Here is a 19,192-nt window from a genome sequence, read left to right on the forward strand (position 1 = left end):
GGTGAGCAATAACATAGCTTCAGGTCATCTGCCCCAAAAAGAAGTGAACCATCTTGTCAGGGTCATTTCAACGATGGGATTATTGCCTATTCTGCTGGTGATCATTGTCGCCGCTTTGTCAATCTTCGAACCTCGGTTCCTGGGGATATTCAATATCCTCAATGTGCTCAGGGAAACTTCGTTTCTGGCGATCCTGGCCGCGGGGCAAATGTTGGTTCTGATTGTCGGTGGCTTTGATTTATCCGTCGGAGCGGTTGTCGCATTATCTAGTACTGTCATGGCCACGGTAATGGCGAATATGCTCGGTATCATGCCGGATGACGTCGGTTTGGTGATTTTCATTGGCGTCGCGGCTGGGATTGGGTGCGGCGTAGTTGTAGGGTTAGTGAATGGTCTGTGCGTTGCATACCTTCGGGTGTCTCCATTTATGGTCACCTTGGGAACGCTCTCAATTGCCTCTGGTGTTGCCTTGCTGCTAACTAACGGCATTCCTGTTTATGGAATGCCGAAAGTTTTTGTAAACGGTTTTGGCCGTGCTCTTTGGCTTGGTTTACCAACCACAGTCTACGTCGCTTTGACCCTTGTTATAATCGTTTGGATTATTCAGCGATTTACGGTTCTTGGGAGATACATCTATGCCATTGGCGGAAATTTGCAGGCATCGCAGGTATCCGGTGTATCGACGAAACGCTATTTGATCACAGCCTATACGATGTGCGGCGCGCTGGCTGCGATTACTGGCGTTCTTCTGACCGCTCGTGTTGGCTCGGGCCAGGCGACGCTTGGCGGTGATATTATGATGCTGCAATCTATTGCGGCGGCGGTCATTGCCGGTGTCAGCTTGCGGGGCGGTATTGGCCGGGTCGAGCTGGTGACATTGGGCGCTTTGTTCTTGTCGATTGTAACAAATTCCATGAATTTAGTGCGGATTGACAGTAAAATTCAGACGATCGTGCTTGGCGTTATCGTGATTTTTGCTGTTGCACTTGAAGAATATGGTAACCGGAGGAAAATTCGTGAGTGACGCATCGGTTTCCGCACAAAAAGGGCAGCTTTCTCGCATTATGCCACTAATCATGCGTTGGCTGATGCCAATTTGTCTTGTCTTGATGGGGCTTGGTTTTGCCGCTGTCGAGCCGCGCATCCTGTCTGAAGCAAATCTTCTGAATATTACCACGCAAGCCAGTTATCTGGTCATTTTTGCCGCCGCACAAATGGTGGTGATCCTGACCCGTGGATTCGATTTGTCGCTTGGCATGTGCGTATCGTCCGTCAGTGTGCTGGTCGCGTTGGTTATGACGGGTATTGTTAAGTCCGACCCTGAATCCTTGACGCTGGCTATTGTTCTCTCTGTATCCGCCGGAATTGCCTTTGGTGTCCTAGTCGGTGCGTTTAACGGGTTCTGCGTTTCTGTTCTGCGCGTAAATCCCTTTATTGTAACACTTGGTTCGTTGAATATCTGTTACGGGATTGCGTCAACGATATCCGGTGGCCGGCCGGTCTTTGGGGTGCCACGCGAATTCAGTAATATGGTTTATAGTGGAGAATTTTTGGGCATACCTGCGCCAATTATTATTGCCGCAGTTCTGCTCGTGATCATCCATTTGATTTTAACTCGGACCGTGTTCGGGCGGGGTTTCTACATTTTGGGCAGTAATCCAAGGGCCGCTAAGGTTGCCGGCATGCCGAGCCGCCTGTACCTGACATATGCATATATTATTTGTTCTGTCTTGGCGGCAATCGGAGCCATTCTGTTGACGGCGCGTACAGGTTCGGGTGAACCGAACTTAGGTGGCAGCATTGCACTGGAGAGTATCGCCGCCGCCGTGATTGGCGGGGTAAGCCTGCGTGGTGGTGTTGGGGGTATCCCGGCGGTCTTATTGGGTGCCGTGTTTGTTACTGTTCTGTCAAATGGAATGAACCTGACGCGCATTGATGGCAATGTTCAGATGATTGTTCTGGGGTGTGTCGTAATTGCGGCCGTCTTTGTTGATCGTATACGAACCAAATAACACAAGCCGATTTAGAGTAAATTTCGCTTCTGAGATACCGCGATAGATTATTCTGGGCGGATTAACACTGGAAACTGATGTCTAATAGCCCAGAGCCAATTAAGAAGGTTGATCCGGTAACAGTCGAAATTCTGACCGGGAAACTGCTGGCGACCGTCGATGAAATGGGCATCATCATGACAAAGACCAGCATGAGCCCAATCGTATACGAGGTTCTTGATTTCGCGTGTGGTATTTGTGCGCCAAACGGCGACCTGATTGCACAATCAAACGGTATCACCTTATTCACGGGTACTTTTTCTTATCAAGTGAGAGCTTTGGCGGCACGCTACAAGGATGACATGGCGACCGGAGATATCTTTGTGACGAATGACCCGTTTGCGGGCGGAACCCACCCAAATGATGTCGCCATTATTCGGCCCATATTTTTTGAAGAACAATTGTTAGCCTATGCGATTACTGTTGCGCATTGGTTGGACATCGGCGGTACTGTGCCGGGCAGCTTGCCTGTTGATGCGACCTCTCTTTTTCAGGAAGGATTGCGACTTCCCGGAATCCGTATCGCCCGTGAAGATAAACTCAATGATGACCTGGTTCGTCTGATTGAAGAGAATGTGCGTATGCCTGAATTGGCAATGGGCGACCTCCGGGCTCAAATCGCAACCGTCCGAATTGCGGAGCGAAATCTTCGTGACGCCACTCAGAAATATGGTTTTGAGACAGTCAGTGCAGCGTTCTCTGAGATTAATGAGAGCAGCTCTCAGAGTAGCCGTCGAGTGATCGCAGAGCTTCCGGACGGCGTCTATGAAGCCCAAGATACAATCGATGGTGACGGGGTGACGGACGATCCCATTCCGGTATGTGTGCGGATCACCATCGCGGGCGATCATATGACAGCTGATTTTACGGGCTGTTCCCCAACAACAGCGGGGCCAGTCAATTGTACACGTGGCGCGCTGGAATCGGCTGTGAAGACTGTCTTTAAGGCGCTTGTTGATCCAAGTGCGCCATCTAATGAGGGCTGGTTTGCGCCATTGGATGTTATCGTTCCGGAAGGCACGGTTTTTAGCGCGGCCAAGCCAGCACCGACAGGCTGGTACTATGAAGGGTCCGTTCATGCATCAGAGCTTGTGTGGCGTGCCTTGGCTCCATTGAAGCCGGAACAATTCTCGGCCGGATCCTATACTAGTTTAACCGTACTCTATCTAACCGGTAAAAAGGAAAATGGAGACCTGTTCGTTCATATCGAGCCGCAGCACGGTGGCTGGGGGGCGACCTCTGATCGTGACGGCGCTAATGCGCTCATTGCTTTGACTGATGGCGATACCTATAACCATTCTGTAGAGTTGCTGGAGGCGAAATTGCCGGTTCTTGTGCGTCGCTACGGGTTCAATATTGAAGGGGGTGTCGGCGCAGGACGCCATCGTGGTGGCTACGGTTTGATACGCGAATATGAAATGCGCACTGACGAGGCGTCTTTCTTTTGCGGCATCAGTCGCAACAGTACACCACCTTGGGGTATGGAGGGCGGCGCTGTAGGAAGTTGTAATTTCGTTGAGGTTCAGACGGCCGCAGATAGTACTCCTTCTCGTGTCCATCATCATCCGAACTGGCAACTTCAGGAGGGTGACCATGTAAAGGTTGTCACCGGTGGCGGTGGCGGTTGGGGGGCTTCAGAAGACCGCTCTATTACCGATATTCAGACGGATATCGCTGATGGATTTATGACGCCAGAAGAAGCTTTCGAGACATATGGTCTGAGTCAGACCGCCCTCAAGATGGGTGAGGAGTGACAGGCTTATGGTGAGATTGGCAACAGACGTAGGCGGCACATTCACTGACCTGATCGCTTATGATGAGGAAACGGGAAAAATCACGTTTACAAAAACGCTAACCACGACAGATGATCAATCCACTGGTGTTCTTAACACCATTTCTGATGCATGCGAAACGAGCAATCTTGACCTAGCGGCTGTTGACTTTTTTGTTCATGGCGGCACCACAGTTATTAACGCTATTACTGAGTGGAAAGGCGTGAAAACGGCGCTTGTTACGACGCGCGGCTTTCGGGACGTTTTGGAGATTGGGCGCGGTAATCGACCCGATCTGTATAATCTAAAGGCGAGAACGCCGCCGCCTTATATTCCGCGTCGTTATCGCCTTGAAATAACTGAGCGTCTTGATGGGCAAGGCAATATTGTCACGCCGTTAGTTGAAGCCGAAGTGGCCGAAGTTGCTGATATCTGTCGAGACGCAGGTATTGAGGCTATCGCGGTTGTATTTCTACATAGCTATATCGATGATCGGCATGAAGTGCGGTGTGCCGACTTGTTGCGCTCGCTTTTGCCGGGCGTCATGGTCTCTACAAGTAGTCAGATTTCACAACAATGGCGTGAATATGAGCGAACGAGTACGGCAGTTTTGAATGCGTATGTTCAACCTGTAATAGATAGGTATTTCAGGAACCTTGAGAGCAAACTGACAGAAATCGGGATCGATTGCCCGCTATATGCGATGCAGTCTAACGGTGGGGTGGCGACATTTAATGATGTCAGGTTGCAGCCACTCACGCTTGTTGAATCGGGGCCATCGGGAGCAATTGCCGGGGCTGTGAGAATTGGCCAAGCGATTGATGCACCGGATGTTTTGTTGCTTGATGTCGGGGGGACCACGGCTAAGTGTTCTTTAATCCGGAACGGACGTCCGCAAATAGTTCCTGAGTATAAACTTGAATGGAGCCGCTTTTCGCCAGGCTATACGGTTCAAGTCTCGGTCGTTGATATCGTTGAGATCGGCGCAGGCGGCGGTTCTATTGCGTCGATAGATGACGCGGGTCATATACATGTTGGTCCGGATAGTGCGGGATCAACGCCGGGACCGGTTTGCTACGGGCGAGGCGGCACTTTGCCAACTGTAACTGATGCCAAGTTGGTTATTGGAATTCTTGATCCTGAGAATTTCGCCAATGGCCAAATGGTCCTAGACATAGCAAGTGCGCGTACTGCATTTGAACCAATTGCTCTTGCATTAAAATGCTCAGTTGAAGAGGCCGCAAGCGCGGTTATTCGTATCGCTGAAGCTAATATGATAAATGCCTTGAAGCTTGTAACAGTTCAGCGTGGGCATGATCCCAGGGATTTATCCTTGGTCGTGACGGGCGGTGCGGGGCCCATGTTGGCCACTAAATTAGGGCGGGAGCTAAACGTAAAATCAACGGTAATTCCGGTATATCCGGGTGTGTTTTCCGCGTGGGGGATGCTCGCGGCCTTGCCGCGGACTGATTTGCGGAGGACTTTGTTCTGTGAAATGGATAATGAGGGATTGGAAAAGGTCCGTTCGGAATTCCAACAATTGATCGCTCAGGCAGAACAACATTTTAATGTGAGTGAAGCTGCGGAATTGCATCTTCATTTTTCCGTTGAGGCGCGCTATCAAGGACAGGAGCATTCCGTTTCTGCCGCTTTTCAACTCAATGATACGGTGGCGAGCTTTTTAGACACATTTCATGCGACCCATGAAACCGCCTATACGTTTCAGTTGCCGGAAAGCCCGGTCGAAATCACTAATCTGCATCTGCAAGCTGAGTATAAGAGCGATATCATCGCACTAAGTGAAATACCGAAAGAAAAACAATCGGTTATCCATTCAAAGAAAGGCGTGAGGGATGTCTTTTTTGGTCCAGATTACGGCTGGGTAGAATGCCCCGTTTATGATCGTGAATTGCTTTTCTCAGGCTGCCAGCTTGAGGGACCTTTGATAATTGAAGAGCCTACGACAACTTGCTTGGTGCTACCGGGTCAAGTCGTTGAAATGACATCTACCGGTTTGCTGGTAATCACTGAGTTGGAGTAATTCAACGCCGAGCCGAGCGAACCTTCGCAAGACTATTTTACAATCTATTCATGCGCGGGACTATTGTTGAAGAGCTATTCACTCTTTGGGTCGGCGATAACGCTTAAGTAGTATAAACTATAGATGTGCCGCGTACCAACAGGATGATGTCCCCTGAGAACCATTACGACATTTATCGTCTTCGACTGTCATGGTTTTATCATTTCTGTGATCATACATATAACGCCCGCTGAAAAAAACATTGATCAGTTCATCGCTTGATCATTGTTCTCACCGCTTCTGAACTCTGCCCAAAATATCTCTATTAATGTCCAGTGCGAGAACGACTAGGGGATGCCCCTTCAAATTGGGCGTCAAATTAGTTCATCAAGATGTCTTTTGATAATTCAACTCTCAATGGTTGAATTTAAAAAAACAAAGATTTCTAATTTGCTAATTTAGAGGATTTTGGATTAGAGTAATGAGGAAGGCGTAAAAACAGTAATAATCGTCAATGCTCGGGGGAGAGAAAATTTGACATTAGCCTGGAACTATCTATCCGCGAGCGTCGCATGAGCAGGCAAGATCTTGCTGAGACTGCTGAAAATGCGTCTTTAAATCAGAACTCTTATGCAAAAAAGGGATGGCTAAAAAAACCAAGTCAGGAACTGATCGTCTTGGCGACGGCCCTTGTTTGTTTTCTTTTCTTCGCGGTGACGCTCACGGGTTTCGCTTCTTTCGGGAACTTGGTGACCATGCTGCGCAGTATTGCGGTTTTAGGAATTCTCAGTACAGGAATGGCGGTCGTCGTAATCGGGCGTGGTCTTGATTTATCTCAAGTCTCGGTGATGGCCATTTCTTCAGCCTGGGTCCTGACCTTGATGTCGAGTGACATGAGTCTTGTGACGATCATGTTCCTGGGCCTTGGTTTTGCGCTTGTAGTGGGAATTCTGAATGGCTGGATTGTAGCGTTTATAGAAATTCCACCGCTATTTGCGACCCTTGCAACCGGGTTAGTCTGTTTTGGAGTTGGCAGATGGGTGCTCTTAAGTGGCGTTCATGCTTATCCACCGAAAGAGGCTGCGGATTTTCTGTTTCTGGGGCAAGGGATCGTCTTTGGATTGCCGATGCCGGTTCTGATTTTCCTTGTTGTTGCGGGCGTTATTCATGTGTTTTTACGGCGCACAACGATCGGGCGACATATTTACGGTCTGGGCGATAACATTCTAGCCGCGAGACTAATTGGGATATCAGTGCGGCCGCTCATAATTTTAACTTACATGATAAGCGCCGCTGCTGCGTTTATTGCGGGTATTACGACCGCCGCAACTGTCGCGTCGATGAACACGGAAATCGTAAATTCGACACTGATTTTCGATGTGCTGCTCGTCGTGGTGCTGGGTGGAGTAAGCCTGAGCGGTGGCCGGGGAGGAATAGTCAGTGTTGTCGTTGGTGCCATACTGATCGGTATTCTACTCAACGGCATGACAATTTTGAATATCAATTCGGATGTCCAGAATATTGCAAAGGCGGTGGTTTTGCTGGCGGCAATTATCGTGGATCGCAGATTACATCCAAAAGACGAAGAAACAGATAAGCAGGGAGACCACTAGCGACTAGGTCACATAGTTCGGATGAGGTCGCGTTCTGAGAGAAGAATAAAATATCAATGTAAGGGAGGCTTACGAAAATGGTAAAGGCAACAATCAAGAAAATCGCCAGCACGCTCATGATAGCGGGCGTCGCGATTACAGTCGCATCTACAACAATGGCCGCCGGCAAAATCAGCGGTAAAACGGAACGTATGGTGCGTAGTGATTATGTTACTGCGGTTGAAGGTAAGACGGTAGCCTATGTGCCAATTTCCTTGGGCCTGCCGCTGTCTGACTATTGGATGTATGGCATTCAGACGTCAGCTGAAGCTGCGGGCATGAAGTTCGTGGTTAAGGATCCAGCGTGGAAAGTCGATGCTATGACGCAGGCTATCTCGGCTTTGATTTCCGATAAAGTTGATTATCTTGTGGTCCAAAATCCTGATGTCCAGGTGCTGGCCAAGCTGCTGAAAAAGGCAGAAGAAAACGGAACACATGTTATTCAGCTGAATATGGCTTCCAATTATCGCTCCAGCGGGTTTGTTGGCGTTGACTGGGTGAGCCATGGGGAAGAAATCGGACAGGATATTGTCAAGGAATGCGGCACCGGTAGCGGAAAGAGCGGCAAAGTCGCTATTGTACAAGGTGAATTGACAGCTGCGGCGAATGTCTGGTTTGTCGCCGGACTCAAAAAGGCATTGGGCGAAGATTCTGCTATCTCAATCGTCAATGATCAGGCCGCTCAGTGGGATGCCACGAAAGCCCATGATATTACAGCAGCCGTATTGCAGCAAAACCCCGATCTTTGCGCCACTGCGGGCGTTTGGGGAATTATGATGCTTGGTTCCGGGCAGGCGGTGAAAGAGGCCGGCCTTAGTGACCAGGTGCTTGTCTACGGAAGCGGTAGTAATTCTCGTCCGGTATGTGACGCGCTGGAATCCGGAGTACTACACAAGCACTTCAGTTATGACTCTATCTTGCAAGGTCGTGATGTGGTCAATGCCATTCAGGCTATTGCCCAGACGGGCCTGGAACCCGGGGAGAAGCCATTTGCACTCTATTCACCGATCATGATTCAGGATTCAAAAACGGTTAAGGCAACAGACTGTCACGATTTGATAGCCAAGTAGTTGGTCTGGAAAAAAAGAGTGGGCGATGTTGATGTACGTCGTCCACACATAATGTCTTTCCCCGAATCTGAGTGAGCCCCTCCATGTCATCTATCACTGAAACTATCCAGAAAGTCCGGTATAAATGGTCTTTTCAGCGTGCGGTCGCTGAACTTCTTGCCAAGCGATGGATGGAATCTATCATTCCGTTTTTGATGATGTGCATGGTGTTAATATTCTGCGCCGTTGCGATACCCGGGTACCTCTCTTTCTCCAACCTATCTGATACTTTCAGCCAGTTTGCTGAATTCGGTTTTGTCGTGTTGGCGATGACACTGGTTTTGATGGTTGGCGGCATTGATCTGAGTGTCGGGGCAATGTTCGCACTCGCTGATTTCGTTGCGCTGGTCCTGTTTAATGTGTTTGAAATTCCGGTCTGGGGCGTAATCCCCTTAGTAATTTTAACGGGCGCTCTGATGGGGGCGATCAATGGCGTGCTCATTGGTTACTTGAAACTGGGAGCCTTTCTTACGACCCTTGTTACTTTGTTGCTCTTCAGGGCGACCTTCGATCTGATAACGCCGATTTACGCGGTGGAGATTGCAACGGGCTATCAGGAAAGCGAAGTCTGGGACTTCATTGGCGATGGCACCCTGTTCGGAATTCCGGCGAATATTATTATTCTGATTATCGTGGCAGTAATTGCCCATATTCTTCTCAGTCGGTCTCGGCCGGGCTGGCATGTGGCTGCGATCGGATCGAACCGTAAAGCCGCCCGTCATGCCGGTATACGGATCGATTTTACGATTTTTTGCACCTATGTTTTATCTGGTATTTTGAGTGCTACTGCGGGTTTGGTTTACGCTACTCGGCTGAACAGTTCTTCATCTAACACCGGCGATGGCCTGGAGGTCATGGCTTTAACAGCGGCAGTCCTTGGTGGTGTAAGTCTTGCCGGCGGGAAAGGCTCTGTCGGGCGTGCCCTGATCGGAGCTACAACAATTCTGGTGCTGATTAACGGGCTGGTCCGTCTCGGCGTTACTGGTGGCCCCACATTGGTGATGCAGGGCATGATTATGTTAATCGCCGTGGGCATCGACGTGAAATGGTTGAAGAACAAGAACAAGGCCATTTCAAAGATCTATGTAGTGCCCGCATTTCTGGACTTAGGGGAGCGGCCGGATGCGCGTATTAATTCGCACACGGTGTTTGAGCAAAACAGTAAGCTCAATAACGCTCGTGCGATTGGCCTGGGTACAATTGACGGTCCGGAGGATGTTATTCTTGATCGACAAAACAGGCTATATGCAGGCACGCGGGAGGGCTGGATTGTCCGTTTTAGCGGCGACAATCATGAACATCAGGAAGTCTTCGCCCGGATTGGCGGGAGGCCGTTGGGAATGGCTTTCGATGCCGAAGATAACCTGATTATCTGCATTGGTGGAATGGGTGTTTATGGTGTTCATCCCGATGGTGAAGTTTACAAAATCACAGATGAAACCAATCGGACACCATGGAAAATTAATGATGACAGTCGCCTCAGGCTTGCAGATGACCTTGATATCGCCCCGGATGGTAAAATCTATTTCAGTGAAGCGACCATACGCTACGAGATGCACAGCTGGGCAATGGACGGTCTGGAAGGTCGCGGTAACGGGCGGCTGGTCTGCTATGACCCGGCAAAAAAGCAAACACGTACGATTTTGCGTGATCTCGTCTTTCCGAATGGCGTTTGTATCGCTCACGATGGCCAATCTCTGTTTTTCGCGCAAACCTGGGCATGTAATATTATGCAATACTGGATTGCCGGGCCGAACAAAGGCAAACTGGAAGTCGCGATAGAAAACCTGCCGGGAAATCCGGATAATATTAATCGGGCATCGGACGGGAATTACTGGCTCGCTTTAACCGGCATGCGTACGCCGGCCTTTGATCTGGCTATGAAGAAGCCAGGGTTCAGAACGCGTATGGTCAAGCGCGTGCCACCTGACGAGTGGATATATTCAAATATCAATAACGGTTGTGTTATCAAGTTCTCAGGGGACGGTGAAGTGTTGGAAACCTATTGGGACAAAGGCGGTGAGAGTCATCCTGCCATAACCTCTATGCGGGAACATCGAGGGAAATTGTATTTGGGTGGGTTGATGAATAACCGGATCGGGGTTATCGATCTACCGGATGCAGATCCGAATTGGACCGGCCCGGAAAATTACTGGGGACCGAAATAATGGCGGCCAGATGGATGGAAATGATTAGGGATATTGTCTCTCCTGATCGCGAAACTCATGCTATTCCGTCAATGGATGGGCCTTTGCGGCCGAATAACAGACTGGATGATTGCGAGGTCATTTTGGGCGAAGGTGAGATCATAAAACCGGATGATGTGACCTTCGGAAATGATGGCGCTCTTTACATTTCCAGTCAAAACAGCGTCTTTCGACACACGACGGACACGGGACTTGTCGAATTTGCGATATTTGACAGCGCTGTTGGAGCGATTACCTGTTTGAGCAATGGTGGAATTGCTGTCTGCCTTGATGGAACGGGAGTCCAGATCAAAGGCGGCCCCATGGAGGGTGCGCGGCTTGACTCAGTTGACGGCGTACCAATTGTTTGCCCTACAGCTGTTACCGAATCCGATGACGGCCATCTATATATTTGCCAAGGGTCATCGCAGCATAGCGCATCCGATTGGGTTCATGACTTAATGGAAAAAAACCGTTCAGGCAGGGTTCTACGCTGGCATCCTGAGCAAGGCACTTCCGAGGTTCTTGCCGATAACCTAGCCTATCCCAATGGCATACTGGTTGAAGAAGATGGACAGAAACTTGTCGTTTGTGAAAGCTGGTCACATTCGCTTTTCCGCATGTCATCAGACCCAAAAGTCACTTTCAAGCGAGAGGTGCTCATTCCCAATCTTCCAGGGTATCCCGGTCGTATCTGCGCCCGAGAAAATGGTGGTTTTTGGCTGGCGTTGTTCGGCATGCGAACCGAGATGCTGGAATTCGTTCTGGAAGAGGATGACTATCGGCAGGAAATGATGGAAACCATTGATCCTGAATACTGGGTTCGTCCGAAACTAGAGCCAGAGAGGCATTTTCTGGAACCTCTTCAAGGGGGTGGATTTCGCGTGCTGGGCATTATCAAGCCTTGGGCGCCCCCACGGTCGTACGGGCTGGTTGTGCGACTTGATGAGGATTTTGAGATAGTCGGCAGTATGCACAGCCGGGCTGACGGAAAGGTTCACGGAGTAACAGGGCTGGCGTCTTGGTCTGGTAAAGCTGTGGCGGCGGCAAAGGGTAGTGAGATGGTAATTTGCATTGAACAAGGCGGTCAATAATGAACGAAAACACTACGCCTAAACCAATTATTGAGATAAAGGGAGCGACGAAAATATACGGTGGCGTTCACGCTATTGAGAATGTTAGCTTCGACTTGTATCCGGGTGAGATACATGCTTTGGCGGGAGAAAACGGGGCAGGAAAATCGACCTTGTGCAAGTCCATGGCAGGTACCATCAAGTTGACATCGGGCTCGATTTATATCAACGGTGAAGAGCGGAGTTTCGCCGATCCGGGTGAAGCTCTCGATGTCGGGATTGCCATGGTGTATCAGGAAACCAGCCTGGTGCCGTCAATGTCTGTTGCGCAGAATTTGAGATTGGGTAAGGAGCAATTCCTGACACGCATGCGTGGCCTCTATATTGAAGGTCAGGTCATGCTACAAACCTTGAACTTTCATGTCGATCCAACGCTGTCAGTGTCTATGCTTGGTGCCGCGCAACGACAAATGGTTGAAATTGCGCGCGCCGTTTATCATGACGCCAAGGTCATCATATTTGATGAGCCAACGGCCACACTGACACCGGAAGAAAAACAACATTTTTTTGATCTTGTCCGTGACCTGAAAGCCCGCGGTGTTGCGATTATCTATGTTTCGCATGCATTGGAAGAATCTCTCGAAATCTCCGATCGGATCACCGTACTCCGCGATGGCAAGCATATCGTCACCGATGAAACTGGCAATATGTCGCGTGATGACCTTGTCAGGCATATGGTCGGCCGGAGCGAGGAGCAGACGATCTACCATCACGAAGGATCAAGCGGTACGACTTCAGGGGTGGCCAAGAAAAAGAAAAAAATGCTGACCGTTGAAAATGTAACCATGGGTAATATGGTCAAGAACATGTCTTTCTCAGCGTATGAAGGAGAGATCGCCGTGTTAGCCGGTTTGGTTGGATCCGGCAGGACGGAAATTGCCAAAATTATTGTCGGAGCTTATAAGCGAAACCTTTTTCATGGAGGGCGTATTTTTCTTGACGGCAAAGCCGTTCGATACCGCGTTCCCAAACAAGCCGTCGATGATGGTATTGTCTATATTACCGAAGACAGGAAAGTTGAAGGTTTTCTGGAAACGATGTCCATTAACGACAACATTTATTTGTCCTGGCTCGCCAGCAAACTAGGCAGTTCTTTTCTGGTATCAAAAAAGCAGCGCAATACGCTTGGCCCTGAAATGGTCAAGAAGATGGCCGTCCGGGCGCCATCCGGAGAAACCCGGGTCAATGAACTATCAGGGGGCAACCAGCAAAAAGTTGTTGTCGCAAAATCCGTCGTGCAGAGGCCAAAACTCGTGATTTTTGACGAGCCAACCCGCGGGGTTGACGTGGGATCCATTCCTGAAATTCATCAGATCATTCGCGATCTGGCGGCGGAAGGCGTTACGGTACTTGTGATTTCCTCGTATCTGCCAGAAGTGATGGCATTAGCGGATCGTGTGCTTGTAGCGCGGCAGGGACGCATCGTTGAAGAATTTAACTCAACAGATGTAACAGAAGAAAAAATTATGTATGCGGCGGTGCATTAAAATAGTTCTTCAATTATTATTCGTCCACAAGTCCCACTGTTACTGGCTCGATGCTCTGCTTGCTGCGACGAAGCGGCGGGCGAGGGGCATTGTCGTTTCCCCCTCGAAGGACGATGATTATTTTGTCGGATGCCGCCTCCGATGAGGTGAATTCGTCATTTACTAGGGCTGGCTCGAATCTCGTGTCACCTCCTCGAAATCGACTTCCTAATCCATTTAGTGCGACATCGCGGCCCTGTCTCTAGATGCTGGTTTCTGCCCAATTCTTTGTTGCCGACATAGTTGCATATTATATTGTTGACAATATTATTGGCAATGCATATCGTTTGCTTAACAGGGAAGTCAAACGAGAAAAATCGAAAATTTATGACAAAAAGAAATGTCACCAAGCTGACAACTGTCGCGTCTAATCCGAAGCCCGCTGGTTCTGATACTGACAGACTCGTCGACGAGCTGCGTCGACGCATTGTGACCAATGAAATGCCGCCTGGGTCTCGCATCCGAGAGAATGAGTTGGCCGAAGAATTCAGCGTATCGCGATCCCGGGTTCGGGATGCCTTCGGGATACTGGAAGAGCGCGGGCTTATCGAGCGAATTCCGAATAAAGGTGCCGTTGTCATGCGCCTTGAGGCGGACAGCTTTCTTGAATTGTTTGATGTTAGAGAGGTGCTGGAAGGATTAATGGTCCGGCTGGCGACACAGAATACGGAGCCAGAGTATTGGGATGACCTGATCAATCTATTTGGGGATGATCTCGGAAAGGCCGTCGAAGATAACGATTTTAACGCCTATATGGCGGCGATCGCCCAATTTCGGCAAGGTTGCATCGAAGCGGCGGGCAGCGACACATTAAGAGGGTTGCTCGACGATATCTATGATCGCGTCCTGAGTATGACGCGCCGTTTGATGCTGGTGCCCGGACGGGCGAGTGAGGGCTTCCGTCAGCATCAGGAAATCCTTCGGGCTATTCAGGCGGGCAACGCAGACAGAGCGGAAGAGTTAAAGCGAGACAATATTCGAAGCGCGCGTCAGTGGTTCCTTAAATATAACGACTTCCTCCTCTGACATCAGGCCAGATCATGACACCCAGTAAAAACAAAAAAGATACCGGGGCAGGCCCCTTGAAAGGAGTGCGGGTCATAGAGCTGGGATCGACAGTTGCCGGGCCTTTCTGCGCGCGCCTCATGGCCGACTTTGGCGCAGATGTCATCAAGGTCGAACAGCCGGAGGGGGACGCTGTGCGTTCCATGGGAACCCGGCGGAAGGGGCAATCACTTTATGGGGCTTCAATACTTCGAAACAAAAGGCTGGTCTCAATTAATATGAGGCAGGAACAGGGCCGCGATCTGGTTCGAAAACTCTGTATCGGAGCCGATATCGTTGTTGAGAATTTTCGCCCCGGTACGCTCGAACGTTGGGGGCTTGGCTATGAAGACCTTTCTAAGGAAAATGCGGGCCTTGTCTTGGTTCGGATCAGTGGATTCGGTCAGACAGGCCCCTATAGCAGCAGAAGCGGCTATGGTGTTGTTGGCGAAGCGGTAAGTGGCCTTCGGGAAATTACCGGTGATCCGGACAGGCCACCACCGCGGGTGGCGACATCTCTTACGGATTATATTACCGGCCTTTATGGCGCATTCGGGGCGATGATGGCGCTGGTGGAGCGAAATCGTACCGGCATTGGTCAGGTTGTTGATTCTGCGCTGTATGAGTCTGCTTTTAGTTTTATGGAACCTCATGTGCCAGCCTTTCAGCAACTGGGACAAGTTGCTCAACGCGCCGGTTCTCGCCTGCCAGGGAACACACCAAACTCGATTTATCCAACAGGCGATAATCGGTTTGTTGTGATTGCGGCTGCGTCCGATCCGGTTTTCCGGCGTCTCGCCACTGCTATAGGCAAACCAGAACTTAGTGAAAACCCGCTATTTGCAACGGCTGTAGCCCGCGCAAAAAATGAGGATGAATGTGATCTCATAATTACAGAATGGACTCGTTCAAAATCGGTTGAAGAGATAGAGAACGAATTGCTGGCCGCAAATGTCCCTGCTGCGCGCATCTATACGATGGAGGATATTTTCGTCGACCCACATTTTAGAGAACGGGATATGCTTGTTGATGTGGAAGATCCAAAGCTAGGCGATGTGACGATGGCCGGGGTCGTACCAAAACTTTCGGGCACGCCAGGAGAGATTTGGCGGGCCGGTGCACAATGCGGTGAAGATACTTATGACGTGCTGGGTGAGGAGCTGGGCCTTTCGGTGGATCAAATCAATCAGCTTGAGCGCAATTCAACCGTCAAAGGTCCAGAACAGAAATCTGCCGACGTAAAAAACAAGAACCAAAAACAGCCTGCCGGAGTAACAAAATGAGTGAGCTAGAAGAATCAGAAACCCTTGACGGTCGCCTGACGCAATTGCGTGCGTTGGAAGAGCGTGCGCGGCAGATGGGCGGTAAGGAAAAGCTCGCGCGTCGAGAGGCTGCTGGTGTTATGAATGCCAGAAGTCGTATCGATGCCTTGCTCGACCCGGGGACTTTCTCTGAAAATGGATTGCTCGGGGTTTCCACGGTATTTGATGAAGACCGGGACAAGACACCTGCGGACGGCAAGGTGGCTGGATTTGGATTGATCGAAGATCGCATGGTTGGTGTGGTTTCCAACGATTTTACGGTCAAGGGCGCATCGTCCAGCATGACCAACATGAAGAAAATCGGACATATCAAGCGTACCGCAACGGATCGGGGTTTTCCACTGATCTTCCTGGGAGAATCTTCCGGCGCCCGGATGCCCGATAATATGGGGTCGGAAGGTATGGGAACCATGCTCGGCAACGATCCACATCAATACGCAAGGGAGCGCGAAACACCTTGGGTGTCGGCAGTTCTCGGTCAGTGTTTTGGTTCTTCCGCGTGGTATTCCTGCCTTGCCGATTTCACGGTTATGCGCAAAGGCGGCGTTCTTGCCGTCGCCAGTCCCGCTCTAGCCTCTCTAGCTATCGGACAGACGGTTGACCCTGAAGATCTGGGGGGCTGGAAACTCCATAGTGAGGAAACCGGGATGGTGGATCGCGTCGTTGAGACAGATGAGGAAGCGCTCGTCGAAATTCGCAAATTCCTTTCCTACATGCCCTCGCACAATGGCGAAACGCCGCCAGTCGCGGATGTGCCTGCAGGCAGCGATGAGGCGGCGGCGAATATTCCGCAAATTTTGCCGGACAGCCGGAAGCGCGGCTACGACGTACGTAAAATTATCAATTGCGTTGTTGATCAGGAGAGCTTCTTTGAGTTCAAGCCACGCTTCGGACGAGCAGCGGTAACCGGGCTTGCTCGACTGGATGGCGGCGTTGTCGGTGTTGTAGCCAATAATCCGATAGCAAAGGCCGGGGCGCTGGACGTCGCTGGGTGCGAGAAGGTCACACGCTTTCTAGTGATGTGCGATAGTTTCAATATCCCGATTATCATGCTGGTCGATACACCAGGTTTCGTGATCGGTATCGAAGGCGAGAAAAAGAAAGCACCGGGTAAGATCATCAATTTCATGACCGCCCTGCAGATGTGCACAGTTCCCAAACTTTCCGTGATTATGCGTAAGAGCTATGGGCAAGCGTATCTCAATATGGGCGGTGGGCGTAATTCCGATTCCGTAGCCGCCTGGCCAACGGCGGAGGTCAGCTTCATGGACCCGAGATATGCGACAGACGTCGTGACCTGGGGGCGGAATGCCAGTGACGCAGAAAAAGAAGCCATCCGCGAGGATATGGAGCGGAATAGCACTTATCTCGGTCTCGCGCAGATATTCGCGGCACAGAGTGTTATTGCGCCACAGGATACCCGCAGATATCTCATTGAAGAATTGAAAATTCAGCACTTAAGACGCAGTCGTGGTATCGGCCGTCATAAATTGGCCAACTGGCCGACGACATTTTAAACGCAGCAAATTGGAGACGCGTAAATGAGCATCACGAATGTTTCATCCGAGGTAATTGGCTCGGTCTGGAAAGTGGAAATGAAGGTGGGCGATGCGGTGAAAACCGGCGACATCATTATGATTCTGGAATCTATGAAGATGGAAATCCCGGTTGAGGCCCCGGCTGACGGTACGTTGTCTGAACTGAAAGTAAAACCGGAAGATTCCGTCGATGAGGATCAGGTGCTATGCACAATCGAGAGCTAAACTCAGAAAAGGCGAAAGCGGACGACGAAGAGACCGCCGGGACCCCCATTAATGAGGAGCTCCACTTTAGGCGTGTCTCCGCCCTCGAAATGGGGGGAGCGGAAGCGATTGAGCGCCAGCATGCAAATGGGCGGCTGACTGTCCGTGAACGTTTTTCCAAATTGACGGATGCAGACAGCTTTCGTGAGGTCGGCACGCTTGGCGGCTCAGGCGAATATGATGAAAACAATAAACTGGTTCGGGTAACACCGGCACCTTACGTTGCCGGAATGGCGCGAGTAAATGGGCGTCCTGTTGCCATTGGCGGTGAGGACTTCACTGTTCGCGGCGGAACGACCTTTGGTGCTGCGCGTCGTAAGGGCGGGCAGGGCGGTTTTATTGAAGATCTTGCTCATTACTATAAAATTCCTCTGGTCAACCTGATTGACGGGGCCGGGGGAACGGTTACTTCAGCCAAGCGACGTGGCTATGTCGCGTTTCCAGGTGTACATGGATTTGAACGCTCGGTTCAGCTACTGGGTGAAGTGCCTGTCGTCTCCGCTGTGTTGGGAACTGCTGCCGGGGGACCAGCGGGACGCGCAATTCTGTCCCACTTTTCGGTCATGGTTCGGGGGACGAGCCAGATTTTCGCCGCCGGTCCGCCAGTTGTGAAAAGATCGTTGGGACGCGACATCGATAAGGAAGAGCTTGGCGGGGCCGCAGTCGCGGTCGACAAGGCGGGAACAATTCACAATGCCGTTGATACAGAGGAAGAGGCATTTGATCAGATCCGCCGATTCCTAAGTTATATGCCGCAGAATGTATGGGAGATGCCGCCAGTTGTTCCTTGCGACGATCCGGTAGATCGGTGTGAGACGGCACTGCGCGATATTGTGCCGGAAAAGCGCACGCAGCCCTACAGCATGCACGATCTGATCGATCTGGTCGTTGACAAAGGATCAGTGTTCGAGATTCAGCCAACGAATGGAAAATCAGTCATAACATCTTTGGCCCGATTGGACGGTCGTCCGGTTGGCATCGTCGCCAATAATCCGAAATTCTATTCTGGTGCCATGGATGCGGCCTCTGCCCATAAACAGATCCGTTTTATGGAGTTGTGCGACACATTCCATATACCGCTGGTCTTTCTTGTTGATGTGCCGGGCTTCATGGTGGGCCTGAAGGCGGAGCAGGAGGCGACATTGCGTGAAGGTATGCGCGCCGTTTATGTGGCGGGTCAACTAACCGTGCCGACGCTCACTCTCGTCATTCGAAAATGCTATGGCATGGCGGGTATGGCGACCTGCAACAAGAATGATATCGACTTGAAATTAAGCTGGCCAAGCGGTGAGTGGGGATCTTTGCCGGTGGAAGGGGGCGTTGCCGCTGCATTCCGCCGTGATATCGCAAATTCAGCCGATCCGAAGGCGCGCGAAAAAGAACTCGAAGCGGAACTCAGGGCCTATGCCTCTCCATTCCGGACAGCAGAAGCATTTGCAGTGGAGGAAATAATCGACCCGAGCGAAACCCGCCCGATCCTTTGTGAGTATATCGCGCTTGCGGAAGGTCGGCTCAAGGCCAATCTTGGTCCAAAAAGGAAGGCGGGCGTTTCACCCTGACGGGTGCCATATCGGT

General features: G+C 50.7%; 15 protein-coding genes. 14 read left to right on the forward strand and 1 reads right to left on the reverse strand.

The genetic code is table 11. The annotated features are described in order from the left end of the window. The first annotated feature begins 1 nt into the window (after position 1). The 4 genes from LKE13_RS10030 (at position 2) to LKE13_RS10045 (ending at position 5,864) form a co-directional block, all read left to right on the forward strand. Positions 2-1,024, forward strand: coding sequence for an ABC transporter permease (locus LKE13_RS10030; RefSeq protein WP_227950854.1), 1,023 nt, complete (start codon positions 2-4; stop codon positions 1,022-1,024). Next, complete coding sequence (locus LKE13_RS10035) at positions 1,017-2,012, forward strand: ABC transporter permease (RefSeq protein WP_227950857.1); 996 nt, start codon at positions 1,017-1,019, stop codon at positions 2,010-2,012. Before LKE13_RS10030 ends, LKE13_RS10035 begins: the two co-directional genes overlap by 8 nt. A 77-nt stretch (positions 2,013-2,089) precedes the next feature. Continuing rightward, on the forward strand, positions 2,090-3,805 hold the full coding sequence (locus LKE13_RS10040; protein ID WP_227950859.1) for a hydantoinase B/oxoprolinase family protein: 1,716 nt from the start codon (positions 2,090-2,092) through the stop codon (positions 3,803-3,805). A 7-nt stretch (positions 3,806-3,812) separates the two neighbouring features. After that, on the forward strand, positions 3,813-5,864 hold the full coding sequence (locus LKE13_RS10045) for a hydantoinase/oxoprolinase family protein (protein WP_227950862.1): 2,052 nt from the start codon (positions 3,813-3,815) through the stop codon (positions 5,862-5,864). Between the two features lie 74 nt (positions 5,865-5,938). Here LKE13_RS10045 and LKE13_RS18895 read toward each other — a convergent pair whose 3' ends face one another. Next, a complete protein-coding gene (locus tag LKE13_RS18895; RefSeq protein ID WP_227950864.1) occupies positions 5,939-6,028 on the reverse strand; it encodes a hypothetical protein in 90 nt (29 codons plus the stop codon). Positions 6,029-6,415: 387 nt separating this feature from the next. Here LKE13_RS18895 and LKE13_RS10055 point away from each other — a divergent pair, with 387 nt between their 5' ends. From LKE13_RS10055 to LKE13_RS10100, 10 genes are all read left to right on the forward strand, one after another. After that, entirely contained in the window at positions 6,416-7,456 is a 1,041-nt protein-coding gene (locus tag LKE13_RS10055; protein ID WP_227950866.1) for an ABC transporter permease, read from the forward strand. Between the two features lie 77 nt (positions 7,457-7,533). After that, positions 7,534-8,565 (forward strand): sugar ABC transporter substrate-binding protein, encoded by a 1,032-nt coding sequence (locus LKE13_RS10060; protein ID WP_227950868.1) that lies wholly within the window; start codon positions 7,534-7,536, stop codon positions 8,563-8,565. Between the two features lie 83 nt (positions 8,566-8,648). Beyond that, positions 8,649-10,772 carry an ABC transporter permease gene (locus tag LKE13_RS10065; protein WP_227950870.1) on the forward strand — a complete coding sequence of 708 codons (2,124 nt, stop codon included), beginning with the start codon at positions 8,649-8,651 and terminating at the stop codon, positions 10,770-10,772. Beyond that, entirely contained in the window at positions 10,772-11,884 is a 1,113-nt protein-coding gene (locus tag LKE13_RS10070; protein WP_227950872.1) for an SMP-30/gluconolactonase/LRE family protein, read from the forward strand. Before LKE13_RS10065 ends, LKE13_RS10070 begins: the two co-directional genes overlap by 1 nt. Beyond that, positions 11,884-13,410: a sugar ABC transporter ATP-binding protein gene (locus LKE13_RS10075; protein WP_227950875.1), complete on the forward strand. Its 1,527-nt coding sequence runs from the start codon at positions 11,884-11,886 to the stop codon at positions 13,408-13,410. Before LKE13_RS10070 ends, LKE13_RS10075 begins: the two co-directional genes overlap by 1 nt. Positions 13,411-13,776: 366 nt before the next feature. Next, on the forward strand, positions 13,777-14,475 hold the full coding sequence (locus LKE13_RS10080; RefSeq protein ID WP_227950877.1) for a GntR family transcriptional regulator: 699 nt from the start codon (positions 13,777-13,779) through the stop codon (positions 14,473-14,475). Between the two features lie 14 nt (positions 14,476-14,489). Continuing rightward, on the forward strand, positions 14,490-15,776 hold the full coding sequence (locus LKE13_RS10085; RefSeq protein ID WP_227950880.1) for a CaiB/BaiF CoA transferase family protein: 1,287 nt from the start codon (positions 14,490-14,492) through the stop codon (positions 15,774-15,776). Further along, positions 15,773-17,332 (forward strand): acyl-CoA carboxylase subunit beta, encoded by a 1,560-nt coding sequence (locus LKE13_RS10090; RefSeq protein ID WP_227950882.1) that lies wholly within the window; start codon positions 15,773-15,775, stop codon positions 17,330-17,332. Before LKE13_RS10085 ends, LKE13_RS10090 begins: the two co-directional genes overlap by 4 nt. 24 nt (positions 17,333-17,356) lie before the next feature. Further along, a complete protein-coding gene (locus tag LKE13_RS10095; RefSeq protein ID WP_227950884.1) occupies positions 17,357-17,578 on the forward strand; it encodes an acetyl-CoA carboxylase biotin carboxyl carrier protein subunit in 222 nt (73 codons plus the stop codon). Next, entirely contained in the window at positions 17,560-19,176 is a 1,617-nt protein-coding gene (locus LKE13_RS10100; protein ID WP_227950886.1) for an acyl-CoA carboxylase subunit beta, read from the forward strand. The genes LKE13_RS10095 and LKE13_RS10100 overlap by 19 nt, the downstream gene beginning before the upstream one ends. Positions 19,177-19,192 lie beyond the last annotated feature (16 nt).

The sequence above is a fragment of the Sneathiella sp. HT1-7 genome, from assembly GCF_020731145.1.
In the GTDB taxonomy this organism is placed as follows: domain Bacteria; phylum Pseudomonadota; class Alphaproteobacteria; order Sneathiellales; family Sneathiellaceae; genus Sneathiella.